Annotated in this window: 17 protein-coding genes; 7 read left to right on the forward strand and 10 right to left on the reverse strand. The window is 67.8% G+C overall.

Annotated features, from left to right (window positions below; all coding sequences use genetic code 11):
* Positions 1–5: 5 nt before the first annotated feature.
* The 7 genes from ASG17_RS10310 to ASG17_RS10340 all read right to left on the reverse strand — a co-directional run bounded on the left by ASG17_RS10310 (position 6) and on the right by ASG17_RS10340 (position 9,143).
* Positions 6–1,151 (reverse strand): pyridoxal phosphate-dependent aminotransferase, encoded by a 1,146-nt coding sequence (locus ASG17_RS10310; protein WP_056102674.1) that lies wholly within the window; start codon positions 1,149–1,151, stop codon positions 6–8.
* Positions 1,148–1,954: a 16S rRNA (adenine(1518)-N(6)/adenine(1519)-N(6))-dimethyltransferase RsmA gene (gene rsmA, locus ASG17_RS10315; RefSeq protein ID WP_056102677.1), complete on the reverse strand. Its 807-nt coding sequence runs from the start codon at positions 1,952–1,954 to the stop codon at positions 1,148–1,150. Before rsmA ends, ASG17_RS10310 begins: the two co-directional genes overlap by 4 nt.
* On the reverse strand, positions 1,951–2,958 hold the full coding sequence (gene pdxA, locus ASG17_RS10320; protein WP_056102679.1) for a 4-hydroxythreonine-4-phosphate dehydrogenase PdxA: 1,008 nt from the start codon (positions 2,956–2,958) through the stop codon (positions 1,951–1,953). The genes rsmA and pdxA overlap by 4 nt, the downstream gene beginning before the upstream one ends.
* The gene (locus ASG17_RS10325) at positions 2,955–4,292 is read right to left on the reverse strand and encodes a peptidylprolyl isomerase (protein ID WP_200935053.1); all 1,338 of its coding nucleotides are present in this window, start codon (positions 4,290–4,292) and stop codon (positions 2,955–2,957) included. The genes pdxA and ASG17_RS10325 overlap by 4 nt, the downstream gene beginning before the upstream one ends.
* A gap of 82 nt (positions 4,293–4,374) precedes the next feature.
* Entirely contained in the window at positions 4,375–6,774 is a 2,400-nt protein-coding gene (locus ASG17_RS10330; RefSeq protein ID WP_235560402.1) for an LPS-assembly protein LptD, read from the reverse strand.
* A gap of 63 nt (positions 6,775–6,837) precedes the next feature.
* Entirely contained in the window at positions 6,838–7,965 is a 1,128-nt protein-coding gene (locus tag ASG17_RS10335; protein ID WP_056102684.1) for an LptF/LptG family permease, read from the reverse strand.
* Entirely contained in the window at positions 7,962–9,143 is a 1,182-nt protein-coding gene (locus tag ASG17_RS10340; protein ID WP_235560403.1) for an LptF/LptG family permease, read from the reverse strand. The genes ASG17_RS10335 and ASG17_RS10340 overlap by 4 nt, the downstream gene beginning before the upstream one ends.
* A 97-nt stretch (positions 9,144–9,240) precedes the next feature.
* Between ASG17_RS10340 and ASG17_RS10345 the strand changes: the two genes are divergently transcribed.
* The 4 genes from ASG17_RS10345 to ASG17_RS10360 are packed head-to-tail and all read left to right on the forward strand — an operon-like array spanning position 9,241 to position 11,763.
* Positions 9,241–10,716: a leucyl aminopeptidase gene (locus ASG17_RS10345; RefSeq protein ID WP_056102690.1), complete on the forward strand. Its 1,476-nt coding sequence runs from the start codon at positions 9,241–9,243 to the stop codon at positions 10,714–10,716.
* Positions 10,716–11,165: a DNA polymerase III subunit chi gene (locus ASG17_RS10350; protein WP_056102692.1), complete on the forward strand. Its 450-nt coding sequence runs from the start codon at positions 10,716–10,718 to the stop codon at positions 11,163–11,165. Before ASG17_RS10345 ends, ASG17_RS10350 begins: the two co-directional genes overlap by 1 nt.
* Positions 11,165–11,491 (forward strand): DUF1996 domain-containing protein, encoded by a 327-nt coding sequence (locus ASG17_RS15800; RefSeq protein WP_235560404.1) that lies wholly within the window; start codon positions 11,165–11,167, stop codon positions 11,489–11,491. Before ASG17_RS10350 ends, ASG17_RS15800 begins: the two co-directional genes overlap by 1 nt.
* Positions 11,488–11,763, forward strand: coding sequence for an I78 family peptidase inhibitor (locus tag ASG17_RS10360; protein ID WP_235560405.1), 276 nt, complete (start codon positions 11,488–11,490; stop codon positions 11,761–11,763). The genes ASG17_RS15800 and ASG17_RS10360 overlap by 4 nt, the downstream gene beginning before the upstream one ends.
* Here ASG17_RS10360 and ASG17_RS10365 read toward each other — a convergent pair.
* Both ASG17_RS10365 and ASG17_RS10370 read right to left on the reverse strand, forming a co-directional pair.
* The gene (locus ASG17_RS10365; RefSeq protein WP_056102698.1) at positions 11,760–11,954 is read right to left on the reverse strand and encodes a DUF2164 family protein; all 195 of its coding nucleotides are present in this window, start codon (positions 11,952–11,954) and stop codon (positions 11,760–11,762) included. The two genes, ASG17_RS10360 and ASG17_RS10365, sit on opposite strands and share 4 nt — an antisense overlap.
* 46 nt (positions 11,955–12,000) lie before the next feature.
* Positions 12,001–13,887 (reverse strand): ABC-F family ATP-binding cassette domain-containing protein, encoded by a 1,887-nt coding sequence (locus ASG17_RS10370; RefSeq protein WP_056102701.1) that lies wholly within the window; start codon positions 13,885–13,887, stop codon positions 12,001–12,003.
* 139 nt (positions 13,888–14,026) lie between these two features.
* Between ASG17_RS10370 and ndk the strand changes: the two genes are divergently transcribed.
* Positions 14,027–14,446, forward strand: a complete 420-nt coding sequence (gene ndk, locus ASG17_RS10375; protein ID WP_056102704.1) for a nucleoside-diphosphate kinase — start codon at positions 14,027–14,029, stop codon at positions 14,444–14,446.
* Between the two features lie 215 nt (positions 14,447–14,661).
* A complete protein-coding gene (locus tag ASG17_RS10380) occupies positions 14,662–14,862 on the forward strand; it encodes a hypothetical protein (RefSeq protein WP_056102707.1) in 201 nt (66 codons plus the stop codon).
* 57 nt (positions 14,863–14,919) lie between these two features.
* Here ASG17_RS10380 and ASG17_RS10385 read toward each other — a convergent pair whose 3' ends face one another.
* Positions 14,920–16,476, reverse strand: coding sequence for an AMP-binding protein (locus ASG17_RS10385; protein WP_082496182.1), 1,557 nt, complete (start codon positions 16,474–16,476; stop codon positions 14,920–14,922).
* A 152-nt stretch (positions 16,477–16,628) separates the two neighbouring features.
* Here ASG17_RS10385 and lipA point away from each other — a divergent pair, with 152 nt between their 5' ends.
* The gene (lipA, locus tag ASG17_RS10390) at positions 16,629–17,591 is read left to right on the forward strand and encodes a lipoyl synthase (protein WP_056102711.1); all 963 of its coding nucleotides are present in this window, start codon (positions 16,629–16,631) and stop codon (positions 17,589–17,591) included.
* Positions 17,592–17,594 lie beyond the last annotated feature (3 nt).

Consider the following 17,594-nt stretch of genomic DNA (forward strand, 5'->3'; position numbering starts at 1 on the left):
CGACCTTAACGCCTTGAGTTGGCGTGTCTATCCTGGAACCAAGGGATCAGGCGGCTGAGCGCCTCCTGGATCTCCGACGTCGAGACCGCGAAGCTGAATCGGATGAAGCGATGGCCTTCGACAGGGTCGAAATCGACCCCTGGCGCGGTCGCGACGCCGGTCTCGCGCAGCAGCTGTTCGCAGAAGGCGGGACTGTCGTTGGTCAGGTGGCCGATGTCGGCCCAGATGTAGAAGGCGCCGTCCGGCGGGGCGATGCGCTGCAGGCCCAGGGCGGGCAGGGCCTGCAGCATTAGGGCGCGATTGGCGCGGTAGGTGTCGATATGCCCCTCCAGCTCGCCATGCGCGTCCATGGCGGCGAGGCCGGCGTGCTGGCTGAGCGACGGCGGGGTCAGGAACAGATTGCCGATGTAGGCGCGGGCTGCGTCCAGCTGGGACGGCGGCACGACCAGCCAGCCCAGCCGCCAACCCGCCATGCTCCAGTATTTGGAGAAACTGTTGATGACCTGGGCTTCGGGATCGAAGGCCAGCAGGCTCTGCGTGGGACCGACGTAACTGAGACCGTGGTAGATTTCGTCCGAAATGATCGCGATGCCGCGCCGGCGACAGACGTCGGCGATCGCTTTCAGCTCGGGGTCGCTGATGACCGAACCGGTGGGATTTGCGGGGCTGGCGATGATGACGCCGTGTGGGGCGAGGTGCAGCGCCTCCAGATGGGCGGCGGCCAGCTGGAAGCCGGTGCCGGGACCGCAGGCGATCTCCACCGGCGTCATGTGAAGGGCGCGGATCGTGTTGCGGTAAGCGACGTAGCCGGGGCGGGCCAGGGCGATGCGGTCGCCGGCCTGGAAGCGGCTGCTGAGCGCCAGCACCAGGGCGGGCGATGCGCCGCACGTCAGCAGGATGCGGTCGGAGTCGACATCCAGCCCGTGCCGGTCGGCGTAGAGCCTGGCGATGCGCCCGCGCAGTTCGGGGCTTTCCCAATAGCCCATGGCGTCGCTGTCCAGCACCGTGTGGGCGCGGGCGATGGCGGCGGCGGGGGCGCCGGTCGAGGGCTGGCCGAACTCCATGTGGATGACCGATCGGCCTTCGCTTTTCAGCCTGTGGGCCAGACGGCTGACGCCGATGGCGCGGAAGGGTTCGACGGCGCCGGTCATTTTAGAGCGTCCGCGAGGCGCAGGAAGCCGGCGATGTCGATGGTTTCGGCGCGAGCATCCGCTTCGATGCCGGCGGCCTCGCACAGGGCGCCGCCGCCCAGCGATTTCAGGCTTGAACGCAGCATCTTGCGGCGCTGACCAAAGGCGGCGGCGGTCACGCGCTCAAGCCGAGCGATGCGGTCCGGCGCCGGGCGGCCCGCCAGCGGCGTCAGATGAACTACGGCGGACGCGACCTTGGGCGGCGGGGTGAAGGCGGCGGCGGGCAGGTGCATGACGATGCGCGCCTCGCACAGGGCCTGGCTGATGACTGCCAGACGGCCGTAGGCGTCGTCGCCGGGGCCGGCCGTGATCCGCTCGGCGACCTCCTTCTGGAACATCAGCGTCATGGCGACGGGCGTCCAGGGGCCGGTCAGCCACTTCAGCAGCAGGGCCGTGCCGACATTGTAGGGCAGGTTGGAGACGACGTGGGCGGGGCCGTCGATCAGGTCCGCCTCCCTTACCCTCAGCGCATCGCCCTCGACGATCGCAAGCCGGCCGGAGGCGTCGTCCAGCTCGGACAGCAGAGGGATGAAGCGCGCATCCTTCTCGACCAGCACCACGCGGCCTGCGTCGCTTTCCAGCAGGGCACGGGTCAGGCCGCCGGGACCGGGTCCGACCTCGATGACGGCGCGGCCCTCGAAAGGACCGGCCAGACGGACGATCTTTCGCGTGACGTTCAGGTCTAGCAGGAAGTGCTGGCCGAAGCTTTTCTTTGCCGCCAGTCCGTGGGCGTCCAGCGTTTCTCGCAGGCTGGGCAGGTTCATGCGGCGCGGCGCCGGGCGGCGGCCATTTCGGCGGCCAGGCGGATGGCGGCGATCAGGCTGTCCGGGCGTGCCACGCCCTTGCCGGCGATATCGAAGCCGACACCGTGGTCGGGCGAAGTGCGCACGACGGGTAGGCCCAGGGTGGCGTTGACGCCGCCCCAGAAGTCGAGCGTCTTCACCGGAATCAGGGCCTGGTCGTGGTACAGGCAGATGGCCGCGTCATAGGTGCGCCGCGCCTCGTCGTGGAACAGGGTGTCGGCCGGGCGCGGGTCGGTGATGTCGATGCCCTCGGCGCGCAGGGCCTGGGCCGCCGGCGCCAGAGTCTCGATCTCCTGCATGCCCAGCGCGCCGCCTTCGCCCGCATGGGGGTTCAGAGCGGCCAGGGCCAGGCGCGGATTTGCCAGGCCGAAGTCGCGGCGAAGGGCGTCGTGGGTGACGCGGGCGGTGCGGGTGATCCGCTCGGCCGTCAGCAGCTCCGGCACCTGATCCAGGGCGACGTGGATGGTGACGAGGCAAGCGCGCAGGTCGCGGGCCGTCAGCATCATGACCGGGCCGCGCACGCCGCTGAACGGCGCATCGGCGGTCAGTTCGGCGATGAACTCGGTGTGGCCGGGGAAACGGAAGCCGGAGGCGTACATCGGCGCCTTGGCGATGGGCGCCGTGACGACACCCGAGGCCTCGCCGCCCAGAGCCAGGCTGACGGCGGTCTCGATCCAGTCGGCGACGGCCGGCGCATTGCGAGGGTCCGGCCGGCCCGGCGTGACGATGGCGGCGATGGGATGCTGGATAACCGGCAAGGCACGCTGAAAGACGCCGCGGGCGTCGATGGGCGAGCCGACCTCGACCACCGGGGCGCCGCCGGCTCTCAGCAGGCCGGCGTCACCGACCACAGCGAAGGGGATGTCCCCATCCTTCAGCGCCCGCCACGCGTCGATGACGATCTCGGGCCCGACGCCCGCCGGCTCTCCCAGGGAGAGGACGAGGGGCGCGGGCGCGGGGGTCACTTGTACTCGATCAGGGCATCGGCGCGCAGGTCGCGCATGTAGCGACGACCCAGCATGGCCAGGGTCTGGCTGCGCAGGCGGCCTTCGATGTCCTGATAGGTCGGGGCTTCCGGGCCACCCAGGCGGCGGCCGCAGACGGCCAGCAGATGGACGCCCAGCGGCGTGCGAACGGGCGTGGAAACCGTGCCAACCTCGGCCGAGCGGGCGACCTGCTGGAACTGCGGCGCCAGGTTGGCGACGTCGGCCTCGCCGAGGTCAGACCCCAGCACGCCGCGTTCCGACGTGGCGCGTTGCAGAATGTTGTCGCAGGTCAGGCCGGCGCGCATCGCCTCAAGCTTCTGCGTCGCGGCGGCGACATCGGCGGGCGACGCCGATTCCGGGGCCTGGACCATGATCTGCTTCATCGAGACCAGGCTGGTGGCCGTGCCGTCACGCTTGTCGCGCATGTAGATGATGTAGACCCCGCCCTCGACCGGAATGGGGTTCGACAGCTGGCCCGGCTGAAGCTGATCGAAGGCGGTCTGCAGCGCGGGCTGGACGGTGCCTTGAACGACCCAGCCGGCGTCGCCGCCGCGCGCGGCGGTCGGGGCGGCCGAGAACTGGCGAGCGACGGCCTGGAAGGGCGCGCCCTCGACCATCTGGCGCACGAGTTGCTGAGCGCCGCTGAGGGCCGCCTGCTGGCCGCCCACTCGGGTGGCCTCCAGGTAGATTTCACCGACCAGATATTGGGGCTTGGTGGCGGCGGCGGTCAGCTGGCGCATCGACTGCTCGACCTGGGCGCGGCTGACGCGGGCGCGGCTGTTGAAGCGGCCGCCGACCAGCTGGCGCCAGCCGATCTCGGTGCGCAGCTGCTCGCGCAGGGTGTCGGCGCGGATGCCGCCGCGCTCCATGAATGCGACGTAGTTCGCCGGCGTCGTCTCGGCCTGGGTCGCCATATCGGCGATCTCCTGATCGATTTCCGCGTCGGTGACCTTCAGGCTTTCGAACTTGGCCAATTCCTCGTCCTGCAGGCGCTGTTCGATCAAAGCGTTCAGAGCCTGCTGCTGAATGGCGGGCAGGTTCTCCTCGGTCGGCCGGACCTGGGTGGTGGCGATCAGCAGCAGCATGCGCTGGCGCAGGTCGAAGCCCGTGATGATCTTGTCGTTGACCGTGGCGATGATGCCGTCGGCCAAGTCGAACTCAGGCGCTGCGGCAGCGCCGGCGGCCGCCGGCGCCTGCTCGGCCGCAGGGTTCAGCGATCCAGCGGCCGGGCCGGTAGGCGCCGACTGGCCGTAAGCCGAGCCTGCCAGGAGCGCCGCCAGCGCGACCCCCGTCGTGAAACGCTTAAGACCCATGTTCGTCTCGGTTCCTCATTGCGCCTCGACCCTCCGAAAAAGGGGAGGTCGCGCCCCGTGTCAGCGTGTCTGAGCGGGCTGCTCAGCGTTGTTCGCTGCGTCCATATCCTGAACCGCCGAAAGTGGCGAGGTTTAGGCGCACATAGACGCCTTCCGACGGGCCAGTGGGCCGCACGCGCGTGTTGTCGCGGCGGTAGCCCAGTTCGAAACGCACACAATCGTCATCGAACAGTAGTCCGACCTCGGAGCGCGTGATCTGATCTCGGTCCAGATCGGCGATGCCGGCGGTCGCGACGCCCCAGTTGCCGTAGACGAACTGTTGCGCCGTCAGTTGCACGAACTCGTAATTGCGGTTCAGCGGGCCTTCGACGGGATTGGAGCGATCGACGATGTAGTTGACGGTCGCTAGGTTGCGGCGGCCCCAGCGACCGTCGAGCGCGGCTTCGGCGCGGCGGATGTCGCCGGACGAATCGATCAGGGCGTGTGCGCGCCCGCGAATGCGGTCCGACGGCTCAAAGTCCGCCTGAACCACCCAATCAGAGGTGCGATCGGCCAGACCGGTGGGGTCATACAGGTCAGTGAGATTGTCCGGGATCGGGACGCGGAACCCGTCTTCGCGGTCCGCGCGCAGGCTGCGGCCGACGAACAGACTGGCGGTGCGACCCCCCGCCCAGCGCAGCGTGGCGCGGGCCCCGGCCGTGACGCGGGCTCCGCCCTCAAGCAGGTCGTAGCCGGGGAAGCGGTCGACGGCGAACAGGCTGGTCTCGTCCAGCGCAGAGGTCTGACTGTCTTCATTGGGAATGCGCGGATCGAGGTCCGGATCGTTGGCGATCAGCAGTTGCCCGACCGGCTCGAGGATCAACGAGGCCCCGCCCCTCAGCGGCTTGAACAGCGGGTAGCTGAGATCGACACCGGCCGCAGCGCGGGTGCGAGTGATGGTGGCGTCGTCGAGGCCCAGCGCCGGCGGAAGGTCGCCGATCGAATAGGCGTCAACGCGAAGATCGACGAAGGGCTCGAAGCGCAAGCCCTGGCGCGTCGTGACGATGCGGCGCCATTCCGCCTGACCCGAGAGGCGGCGGCTGTCGACGCCGCCGGCGCCCAGGGTCGTCGCCGGGATCATCTCCGGGCGCAGCACGGGCGAGCCGACGTAGGCGTCACGGAACAGGGCGACGGCCGACCCGCGAAGCCGCAGGCGGCCGCCGAACATCGGCGCCTCAGGCTCCCACCGCGCGTCCACCAACGGCGCCACGACCGGCAGGCTGTCATCGTCCTCGAAGACATTGAGGCCCAGGGCGTCCTCGTTGGTCTGGGCGACGCGCAGGCTCTGGATCGAGAAGGCGGCGACGGACACATAGGACCGCTCGCTCTGACGCTCCGCGTAAAGCTGCGAGATCAGCCGACGCTGGTCGCCGAAATACAGACCGTTGTCCTGATAGGGGCTGGAGATGTCGTAGCGGTCAAACAACGTCTTGTCCGAGGTCCGCTCGGCGGTGAAGCCCCACCGCCACGGGCCGTCAGGGTCGAACCGGCCCCAGCCGAGGACGTAGCTACGGCTTTCGGTCTCCAGCGGAATGTCCGCCTCGCCGTCCCCGTCCGCGTCATAGTCGCCAAATGGTCGTTCGTAGGTGTAGCCCCCACGCAGCACGATCGTGCCGTCATCGAAGCGGCGTCGCCATTGCAGGTTCAGGAACGGCGCGACCCGGCCGTTGAACTGGGGGCTGATCAGCCAGTCCTCGGACGGCGAGACGACGTGCAGATACGGCGTCTCTACCGACAGGCCCCGACCGTCGTCGTAGTTGATGATGGGCACCAGCAGGCCGGAAGCCCGCTCCACCGTCGGATCGGGGTGCGAGAAGAAGGGCAGGTACAGGACCGGCACCCCGCCGACCTTGAACACGGCGTTGCGGTAGAGGATGGCGCGCAGTTCTTCGTCCTGCACCACCTTCTCGGCCTGGATCGATATGCTGGGTGTCTTGGGATTTCCCTTCTCGTCGCAGATCGGGCAGGGCGTGAAGATCGCGTAGTTCAACTCGTTCGCGCTCTCGCCGCGCCGCACGGCCGTCGCGGCCATCAGGCTGGAGCCGTTGCTCAGCCGGGTGGCGAAATCGACGGCGACGCCGACCTGCAACTCAGCATCGGTCCGCAGTTGGCTGGCGTAAGCGACATCGCCATTCGGAGAGACGATCTCGGCCTGCCCGGCCGCCGAGGCGACCCCGGTTCCCAGATCGTAGGCGACCTGATTGGCGCGAAGCGTGTAGCCCCGGGACCGCACCAAGGCGCGTTCGCCGCGCTCGGCCCCCTGAGCGGTGATCAGATCGCCCTGTCGCGTGGCGGACTGGGCGTCGACATAGACGCCGCCATCGCCCAGACCGTCGCCGGCGGCGGCGTCCGTCGCCGCCGTAGTCTGCGCGAAGGCTGCCCCGGAGACGAACATCGCCGCGAGCGTGCTCAGCGCCGCGCCCGTGCGCAGCTGCGACCGCATCGATCGACGCTGACGTTCCTGACGCATACTCTGTCCGTCGCTGCTCAAGCCTTCGGCCAGCGCTTAGCCGTCTTCGGTATAGAACAGCAAGGTGAAGGCGGCGAGCGCGGTCAGAACGGGCGGGAGCCAGGCCGAAAGGAATGGCGGCACGACCTCGGCCGAGCCCATCGCCGCCGAAAACTGGTTCACGAAGAAGAAGGCGAAGCCGAGCACGACCGCCGCCACGCTCATCTTCACCAGGTCGCCCAGCCGCATCAAGCGCAGCGAGAAGGCCGCCGCCAGGATCGACATGGCCGCGAACATCAGCGGCGTGGCCAGCAGCTGCTGCAATCGCAACCTGTAGGCCGTGGACGAGAAGCCGGCGTTCTCCACCCGCGTGATCTGGCCGGGCAGGGACCAGAAGGACGTCGATTGCGGCCGGGCGAAACGCTGGAACGCCTCGCGATCGGCCAGGCTGGAGGGCAGGTCGAGGGTCGAGTAGCGCACCGCGCGCTGACCGGTCTGGGCGCCGACCGCGTCCACCAGCCGCCAGCGTCCGGCTGAAAGCGTGGCGCTCTTGGCGTCGATGCGTTCGCTGAAGTCGCGCTCTCCGCCCGGCGACGTCGTGTAGATGAAGAAGGTGGCGTCCAGCAGTCGGCCCGAGGCGCGGTCCTGACGTACGGCGCGAATGATCATCTGGCGCTGGTCGTCACCTTCACGAAGCCAGACCGCCTCCTGGCGGCCGGTGCCCGGAACGGCGCCGGAGATGCGGGCACGCTCGCGCTGGAACAGGCCGTCACCCCACGCCGCCGCAGGCCCCAGGGCGGTTATGACCAGCACGCCGCCGGCCAACGCCGCGCCGGCGGCCGGCAGGACGAAGCGCCAGGCCGAAACGCCGGCCGCGCGCATGGCGACCAACTCGCTGCGCCGGTTCAGCCCCACGAACGCGGCCAGGGTGCCGAACAGGAAGACGAACGGCAGCAGCTGAAGGATCACCGTCGGCGACTTCAGGAACATAAGTCCAAGGATGCGGACACCCGACAGGTCCGTGTCGGAACCCAGACCGCGCGAGATCTCCACGAAGTCGATCAGCATGACCAGCGAAGCGATGACCGCCAGAGCGACAGCCAGGCTGCGGCCCTGCTGGATCAGAACATAGCGCTCGATGCGGCCCAGCCGCAGACGCGGAGCGGGGAGGGTCAAGCGCCTCATGCGAACTTGCTCCGAACGGTTCGGATGAGTGGCCTGAGCCGGCTGTGTCGCGGCTTCAGCTGACGGAACAGCGCCCAGAGCGCCAGGGCGGTGGCGGCCAGCGGCAGCAGATACTGAAGGATGTTCATCCACCCGTTCCAGGCGCTGGCGGCGGTTACGCCGTAGCCGACGACCCGCAACACCAGGAAGACACCCGCCGCCTTGGCGATCCGCGCCGAATAGCCCGTCCGGCTGTAGCCGCCGCCGAGGATGGCGGTCAGGGCCAGCGCCATGGCGGCGAGCGCGTAGAGAGGGGATGTGATGCGGGAGTGGCCTTCCGCGCGCAATTCATTCTGCGGCGCCACGTCCTTGATCAGACCGGGCGAGGGATTGAACAGCTCACTGGGGAAAAGGTCGGACGGCTTGTAGCGGATGCGCTGGTCCGACTGGGTGAAAGGCGCGAGCGAGAAGGTGTTGCTGTCGAACGAGAAATACTCGAGCACGCCGTTCTTGGAATAGCGCTGCATCGAACCGTGGCCCATCCGCAGGACGGGCACGCCGTCGGCATGACCGAAGCGCGCTTCGTCCGCGTCCCAGGTCGTGACGGTCTTGCCGTTGTCCAGATAGACGAAGAGGTTCTTCAGCAGCCCGTTCTGCTCGACCTTCTGGACGTAGACGGTCAGCCCTTCCGGCCCTTGGACGAAGCTGCCTTCCTCGACGAGCAGGGCCGCAAGGTCGGTTCGGATTTCGAACGCCTGCTGGCGCGCCTCGTGCTGCGCCCAAGGCTGAAGGACCAGGGTGGTCAGCAGTCCCAGCGCCGTCGCGGCCCCGGCCAGCACCCCGGCGGGCAGGATGGCGGACCAGCGCCCGACGCCGCTGGCGAAAATGGCGGTCAGCTCCTGCTCGCGCTGCAGACGCGTCAGCGAGATCAACGCCCCCACGAAGAGACCGATGGGCAGGATGACGCTGAGCAGCTGGGGCAGGGCCAGCAGGGTCAACTTGGCCATGACGCCCAGGCTCTGGCCGCGTTCGACGATCAGCTGCAACTGGTCCAGGCTCTGGCTCAGCAGCCCGATTCCGGCCAGGGCGGCGCAGGCCGCCACGACCGGCAGCGCAATCTGGCGCAAAAGATATCGCTGGATCAGGGTCATGAAACGGACGGTTCGCGCGCGGTTGCAGGCGGCGGCTTTGGGGGGCATCTAGTAGCGAACCGGGCGACCTGTCCGCAACCGCGCAGACGCTGCGCGCCAATCCATAGAGATATCCGGTGCGCCCAGCCCGCCGGTGGAGTGATTCATGAAAGTCGAGTTCGTCGCCGCCGTCCAGGATTCCGAGGTCCTCGCGGTGCTGGTCCATGACGGCCGCTCTCTCAGCCGCGCCGCGGTCGCTGTCGATCAGGCGTCGGGCGGCGCCGTCGCCCGCGCCCTGACGACCAGTCGCTTCAACGGCAAGACCAACTCCACCCTCGTTATCGCCGCGCCCTCGGGCGTGAAGGCCGGCGTACTGGTGTTGACCGGCGCCGGCGCCGAGGACGCCTTCGACGATCTGGCGCTGGAGGCGGCCGCAGGCGCGGCCTATCACGCGGTGAAGACGACGGGCGCAAGAAGCCTGACGATCGACGTCGGGCATCTGGGCGCCGAACAAGCCGCGCGGGTGGCTTTCGCCGTTCGTCTGGCGGCTTATCGCTTCGACAAATACCGCACGACGCAGAAGCCAGATGCGATCCCGTCGATCGAAGCGGTTCAGATCGTGACCGAGGATCTGCGCGGCGCAGAGGCGGCGTTCGAGGCGCTGTCTGCGGTGGCTGACGGCGTGATCTTCGCGCGCGATCTGGTTTCGGAACCCGCCAACATTCTCTACCCGGCGGAGTTCGCGCGCCGCGTGAAGGCGATGGAGAGCCTGGGCCTGGAGGTCGAGATCCTCGGCGAGGCCGAGATGGAAAAGCTGGGCATGCGGACCCTGCTGGCCGTCGGCCAGGGCAGCCGCCGCGAGAGCCAGTTGGCCGTGATCCAGTGGAAGGGCGGCGAGGCAGGCGGCCAGCCGCTGGCCTTCGTCGGCAAGGGCGTCTGTTTCGATACCGGCGGCATCTCCATCAAGCCGGCCGACGGCATGGAGGACATGAAGTGGGACATGGGCGGCGCGGCCGCCGTCTCGGGCCTGATGATGGCCCTGGCCGGCCGCAAGGCCAAGGTGAACGCCGTGGGCGTGCTGGGCCTGGTCGAGAACATGCCCGACGGCGACGCCCAGCGCCCGGGCGACGTGGTCATTTCCATGTCGGGTCAGTCGGTCGAGGTGATCAACACCGACGCCGAGGGTCGCCTCGTTCTGGCAGACGCCCTCTGGTACACGCAGGAGCGTTTCAAGCCGAAGTTCATGATCGACCTGGCCACCCTGACGGGCGCCGCCATCGTTGCCGTCGGCCTGGACATCGCGCCGCTGTACGCCAACTCCGAAGCGGTCGCCGAGCCGATCCTGGCCGCGTCCAAGAAGGTTGGCGAGAACTTCTGGCGCATGCCGTTGCCGCCCCAGTACGAGCAGCACATCGATTCGAAGATCGCGGACGTGAAGAACGTTGGCAACGGCCGGGCCGGCGGCTCGATCACCGCCGCCCTGTTCCTGCAGCGCTTCGTCAACGGCACGCCCTGGGCGCACCTGGACATCGCCCCGACCGCTTGGGCCAACAAGAGCCCCAGCCCCACCGTCCCCGAAGGCGGCGTCGGCTTCGCGGTCCGGACGCTGGATCGCATGGTGGCGGACAGCTACGAGGCCTGATGGCCGAGGTCTGGTTCTATCATCTGGAGCGGTCGAGCCTGGAGGCGGTGCTTCCGGGACTGCTTGAGAAGACGCGGGAGAAGGGGTGGCGGGCGTTGATCCGCACCCCCGATCCGGCGCGAACGGCGGCTCTGGACGAGCATCTGTGGAGCTATCGTGAGGACAGCTTTCTGCCGCACGGCCGGAGCGGTGATCCGTTCCCCGAGCGCCAACCCATCCTGATCGGTGAGGACGGCGAGAACCGGAACGGCGCTCAGGCGCTGTTCATCGTCGAGGGCGCAGACCTGTCCGCAGCGGAGACTTTTGAACGATGTTTCATCCTGTTCGACGGACGAGACGACCAGCGAGTTCAGGCCGAACGCGAGCGCTGGCGCACGCTGAAGGGACAGGGGCTATCGCTGGCCTACTGGAAGCAGGACGAGGACGGACGCTGGTCGCGCGCGGCCTGATGGCGGGACTGCTGCTCAGCGCCGCCGCGTGCGGTTCGACACAGCCCCGCGTCGCCGAACAACCGGCCCCTCGCGCGGTCGAACAGGCCGAACAGTCGCGGCCGGTGGGCGACCGCATGCCGTCGTCGGACGCGGATTTGTGCAAGGCGAACGACCTGCAATGGCTTGTCGGGCGCCCGAAGACCGAGATTCCGGTGCCGGTTGAAGTGGTGAACCGCCGCGTTACCTGCACCACCTGCGCGATCACCGAAGACTATTCGGCCTATCGCCTGAACATCTTCTTCAACGACCAGACCGGAAAAGTGGAACAGATCCGATGCGGATGATCCTGCCCCTTCTCGCCGTCGCGGCCTTCGCCGCCGGCTGTGCGCCGACACCCTCGCCGGCGACGCCCGGTACACCCGGAGCCCAGCGGTGCAACGCGGAAGCCAGCCAGTCGCTGGTCGGTAGCCACGTGGGCGCGGTCGACTTCGCGGCGGGCGCCAATGTCCGCATCGCCTGCACCACCTGCGCGGTGACGATGGACTACAATCCCGACCGCCTGAACGTCTTCTTCGTCGAGGAGACCGGCATCATCGAGCGCGTCACCTGCGGCTAACGGACCGGCCGCTCCAACTCCAGAACCGTCTCGCTCAGAGCCTCCAGGCGGGCCGTGAGCAGTGCCTGTGCATCGTAGAGGGCGCGGTTGTAAAAGGCCGCGCCCAGACGCTCGCCGATCAGGTCCAGCAGCATCTCCGCCTGCAGATGCGTCATCGGCTCGTCCAGCGCGTCGCGTGACCAGTCCCGCAATGGCCGACCATATCGGCACGCTCTTCCCGGCTGAGAGAGATCGCCCTCACGCGACCGCCGCCAGAGCTTCCTCGGCCGCCATCCAGGCCTGTTCGGCGGCGTCGAGATCGGCCTGCGTCTTGGCGCGAGCGCGGGTCAGGCCCTCCAGCGCCTTGGGATTGCTGACCGAGGCGTTGGCCATGTCGTCGTCGATGCGGGCGATCTCCGCTGTCAGCTGCGCCATCCGCTCCTCGGCCTTCTTGACGGCGTGGCGGAGGGTCGAAGGGGAGGGGCCGGACTTCTTGTCGTTCTTCTTGCCCTTGTTGTTCTGGGGCGGCGCGGCGTCGGCGGCATCCGCCTTGATCTGGCTCGGCTTGGCCGAGGCGGCCTTGGCGCGGTCCAGCACAAACTTGGCATAGTCGTCCATGTCGCCGTCATACGGCTTCACCGTGCCGTCGGCGGCGAGCCACAGGCGGTCGGCGACCATTTCCATCAGCGAGCGATCGTGGGTGATCAGGATGACGGCGCCGGTATAGTCGTTCAGCGCGTCCAGCAGGGCGCGGCGGCTGTCGATGTCCAGGTGGTTGGTCGGTTCGTCCAGGATCAGGACGTGGGGCGCATCCATCGCCACCATGTTCAACAGCAGCCGCGCCCGTTCGCCGCCCGACAGGCTGTCGACCGTGGTCTCCTGCTTCTCATACCCCAGGCCGAACTGCGCCAACTTGGACCGCCGTGCGCTTTCGGCGGCTTCAGGCATGGCGCGGCGAATGATTTCCAGCGGCGTGTCGGTGGGGTCCATCGCCTCGATCTGATGCTGGTGGAACCAGCCCACGCGCATCTTCTTGTCACGGTGCAGTTCGCCCTCGGAGACATTGAGGGCGCCGGCGATCATCTTGGCGAAGGTCGATTTGCCGGCGCCGTTAACGCCGAGCAGGCCGATGCGGTCGTCCAGGTCCATGCGCAAATTCAGATTACGCAGGATCGGCTTGCCGGTGTCGTAGCCCACATTGGCGCGCTCCAGCCGGATCAGCGGCGGCGCCAGCGGACGGGGTGGCGAGGGCAGGGTGAAGGGGGCGACGCGTTCTTCGATGGTCGTGGCGACGGGCTGCATCTTGGACAGCCGCTTCATCCGCGACTGGGCCTGCGCGGCCTTGGACGCCTTGGCCTTGAAGCGATCGACGAAGGCCTGGAGGTGGGCGCGCTCGGCGTCCTGCTTGGCCTTGGCCGACAGCTGCAGACGGGCCTTTTCGGCGCGCGCCTGTTCGAACTGGTCGTAGTTGCCGGTGTAGAGCGTCAGGGTGTGGTTCGCGAGGTGCAGGATGTGGGTGCAGACCTCGTTCAGCATCTCGCGGTCGTGGGAGATGATCAGGGCGGTGTGTGGATACTTCTTCAGCCGCGCCTCTAGCCACAGGGCGCCTTCGAGGTCGAGGTAGTTGGTCGGTTCGTCGAGCAGAAGCATATCAGGCTCGGCGAACAGGGCCGCCGCCAGCGCCACGCGCATCCGCCAGCCGCCCGAGAAATGCGACATCGGCCGCTGCTGGTTCTCCTGGTCGAAGCCGAGACCGACCAGGATTTCAGACGCCCGCGCCGGGGCGGCGTCGGCGTCGATCTCGATCAGGCGCGACCAGATCTCGCCCATCTCCTCGGGCTCGGCAGTCTCCAGACGGCCCAGGAGGGTGTGACGCTCCACGTCGGCTTCAAGGATGGTGTCCAGCACGCTGACGGGCGTGGCCGGGTGCTCCTGATCGACCGAGCCGATGCGGGCGGTCTTGGGCAGACTGATCTCGTCGCCGCCGGCCTGCAGTTCGCCCAGGATCAGCTTGAACAGCGTCGACTTGCCGATGCCGTTGCGGCCCACCAGCCCGACCTTGGCGCCGGGCGGCAGGCTGACAGACGCATCCACGAGGAATTTGCGGCCCCAGGCGTTGAACGTCAGGTCTGTGATCTGGAGCATCGTCGCATCTTACAACGTGTCCTCAAGCAGCGCGGCGCCGCGCGCCGAGCGGTAGGACACTAGAAAAGGAGTTGGTTGGAAACCGGGGAGGTCGCCGCTATAAGCCCGCGACCTTCAAACTCCCAATACAAGAAGTCCAATGACCGAACGCACCTTCTCGATCATCAAGCCCGACGCGACCCGCCGCAACCTGACCGGCAAGGTCAACGCCGTGATCGAGGACGCCGGCCTGCGCATCGTCGCCCAACGCCGCGTCAAGCTGACCGAGGCCCAGGCCAAGAAGTTCTACGAAGTCCACGCCGAGCGTCCGTTCTACGGCGAGCTTGTCGGCCAGATGACCGCCGAGCCGGTCGTCGTGCAGGTGCTGGAAGGCGACAACGCCGTGGCCAAGTACCGCGAAGTCATGGGCGCCACGAACCCCAAGGACGCCGCCGACGGCACCATCCGCAAGCTGTTCGCCCTGTCGATCGGCGAGAACTCGGTCCACGGTTCGGACTCGCTTGAGAACGCCGGCATCGAAATCGCGCAGTTCTTCACCGACGCCGACATCGTCGGTTGATTGTGCTGGGCCGCGGTCAGAAGGCTCCGCCTTCTGGCTGCTACGCGCCGACCTTCGGTTCGATCCGACGCGGCCCTGAGCTTCGCCCGGCGAACGGCTCAAGTCGCGAGCCTCCGCGAGGCAAGCCTAGCCTAAGCGAACGGCCTGCGTCCGGAACCGGACGCGGGCCGTTTCGTTTTGTCTCCCGAGTTCAGTCCTCCCTGGGAGATTTCGATATGAAGACGATTCTGAAGCTGACCCCCGTCGTCGGCGCTCTGACCCTCCTGGCCGCCTGTGGCTCGACCATGGAGCAACGTGCTGCGACGGGTGCTCTCGGCGGCGCCGTGGCCGGTCAGGTAATCGGCGGCAACACCGGTTCGACCGTCGCGGGCGCGGCTGTCGGCGCGGTGGCCGGTGCGGCGACGACGCCGAAGTAAGCTGTCGAAAGACGGACGCCTGCAGCGGCCCCGGAGCGATCCGGGGCCGTTTCGCTGTCAGGCTGCGGCCTTTTCGCTGTCGATCAGGATCTGGACCGCGACGTAATCGGTCTTGCCCGTTCCCAGCGTGGGGACTTCGCCCACGCGCAGAATCTTCTTGGGCACCGCCAGTTCCGGGGCGCCGTGCGCGCGGGCCCATTCGGCCAGCCGCGCGACATCGGCGTCCATCCGGTCCGTGACCAGCACAAGCTTCTCGCCCTTTCGGGTGTCCGGGATGGAGACGACGGCGTGGCGGCTGTCGGGCCAGACGGCGCTGGCCAGACCCTCGACGGCGGTCAAAGAGACCATCTCGCCGCCGATCTTGGCGAAGCGCTTCACGCGGCCGAGGATGCTGACATAGCCCTCGTCATCGACCTCGACGATGTCGCCCGTATCGTGCCAGCCCTCGGCCAGCGGCTCGATCGTGCTGGGGTCTTCGGGCGACAGATAGCCCGACATGACGTTGGGACCGCGGACGTAGAAGCGACCGCCCTCGGGAATGCCCGGAACCTCTTCGACACGCCAGTCCATGCCCGGCAGGATCTGCCCTACGGTACCGGGCATGTTGCGGTCGGGGTGGTTCACCGCAATCACCGGAGAGGCCTCGGTCGCGCCGTAGCCCTCCAGCAGCTTCACACCATGAAACTCTGTGTTGAAGAGATGACGGGTTTCGTCGCGGACCCGCTCAGCGCCGGCGACGACGAATTGGAGGGTTCGGAAATCATCCGGCTCGGCCACCCGGGCCCACTGGTTCAGGAAGGTGTCGGTTGTGAACAGCAGCGACGCTTTCACCTGCGGCAACAGGTCGGTGATCTGCTTGGCATGTAGAGGGGAGGGGTACTGGAAAGACTTCAACCCTTGCAGGAGCGGAAGGATCACGCCGCCAGTCAGGCCGAAACAGTGGAAGGTGGGCAGGGGATTGAAAGCGACCCAATCGGAGTCCAGCGCGATATGCTGGGCGACCTGGCGCGAGTTGGCGACCAGATTGGCCTGGCTCAGCACCACCCCCTTGGGCGCACCGAAGCTGCCGGAGGTGAACAGGATGACGCCCGGGGACTGCGGGTCGGTCTTCACGCGGAAGCGCTTGGGCGCGAAGCCGGCCATGAGGCCGTAGACCTTGTCGGCCAGGCCGATGGTCTTGCGCACGTCGTCCAGCCAGACGACTTCGGCGACTGTCTCGATCTGTTCGATTAACTCGTGGATCTTGGCCTGATCGACGAACCGCTTGGCCGACAGCACCTTCTTGACGCCGGCGGCCTGGATGGCGGCCTTCACGTTCCGTTCGCCCGAGGTGAAATTGATCATCACCGGCACGCGGCCGTGGGCCAGCAGACCGTAGTAGGTCACCACCACGCCCATGCTGGACGGCAGCAGGATGCCGACCCGCTCGCCCACAGCCGTCATGGCGGCGATCTTGCGGCCCAGAACCAGGGCAGCGCGGATCAGGCCGGTGTAGGTGAGGGGCTTGCGGTCCTGGTCCTCCAGGATCTCTTTGTCGCCGTAGCGCTCACGGGCGGCGATCAGCGCGTCGAATAGGGCTTCTTCGCCGACCGGGGCTTCCAAGGCTACGCGCAACGGGGGAACTCCATGGGTCGCGGCGGGACCGCGCGAAGCGCCGCAAGGTAAAGATCGGCCCGTGCCTTGAAAAGGCTTGTTACCCCGCGTGAGGTTCCCTCACCTTGCCTTAAGGGGCCGGAACGCCGAAATAGGCCTTCGCGGAGCACCCCTTGGTCACCCTGATTGACACCCTGACGAAGAAGCCCTCGGAGCTTCGCCACCCGGAAAAGCAGAACCGGCCGGAATCGGCGGTGCTGAAGAAGCCGGACTGGCTGCGCGTCAAGGCGCCCGGATCGGGCCAGTACAACGCCACGCGCGCCATCGTGAGGGACAAGGGCCTGGTCACCGTCTGTGAAGAGGCGGCCTGCCCGAACATCGGCGAGTGCTGGAGCCAGAAGCACGCCACCCTGATGATCATGGGCGACACCTGCACGCGGGCCTGCGCCTTCTGCAACGTGAAGACCGGTCTCCCGCAGCCGCTGGACCCGGAAGAGCCCGCCAAGGTCGGGCTGGCCGTCATGCAGATGGGCCTGAACCACGTGGTGATCACCAGCGTGGACCGGGACGACGTCGCGGACGGCGGCGCGGCCCACTTCGCCGAGGTGGTGCGCCAGATCCGTCTTCAGGCGCCCGGCACGACCATCGAGATCCTGACGCCCGATTTCCTGCGCAAGGACGGCGCAGCCGAGGTGATGATCGACGCCACCCCGGACGTCTTCAACCACAACCTGGAAACGGTGCCGCGGCTCTATCTGAAGATCCGGCCCGGCGCCCGCTACTTCCACTCGCTGCGCCTGCTGCAGATGGTCAAGGAGCGCGACCCCAACCAATTCACCAAGTCCGGCATCATGGTCGGTCTGGGCGAGACCAAGGAGGAGGTCATGCAGGTGATGGACGACATGCGTTCCGCCGGCGTCGACTTCATCACCATCGGCCAGTACCTTCAGCCGACCCGCAAGCACGCGGCCATCGACCGGTTCGTGACGCCGGAAGAGTTCATGGCCTATGAGGCGATCGCCCGGGCCAAGGGCTTCCTGATGGTGTCGTCCAGCCCGCTGACCCGCTCGTCGCACCATGCCGGGGACGACTTCGCGCGGCTGCGCGCCGCGCGCCTGGCGCAGACCGGGCGCTGACGC

The sequence above is a fragment of the Brevundimonas sp. Leaf363 genome, assembly GCF_001424025.1.
GTDB lineage: Bacteria > Pseudomonadota > Alphaproteobacteria > Caulobacterales > Caulobacteraceae > Brevundimonas.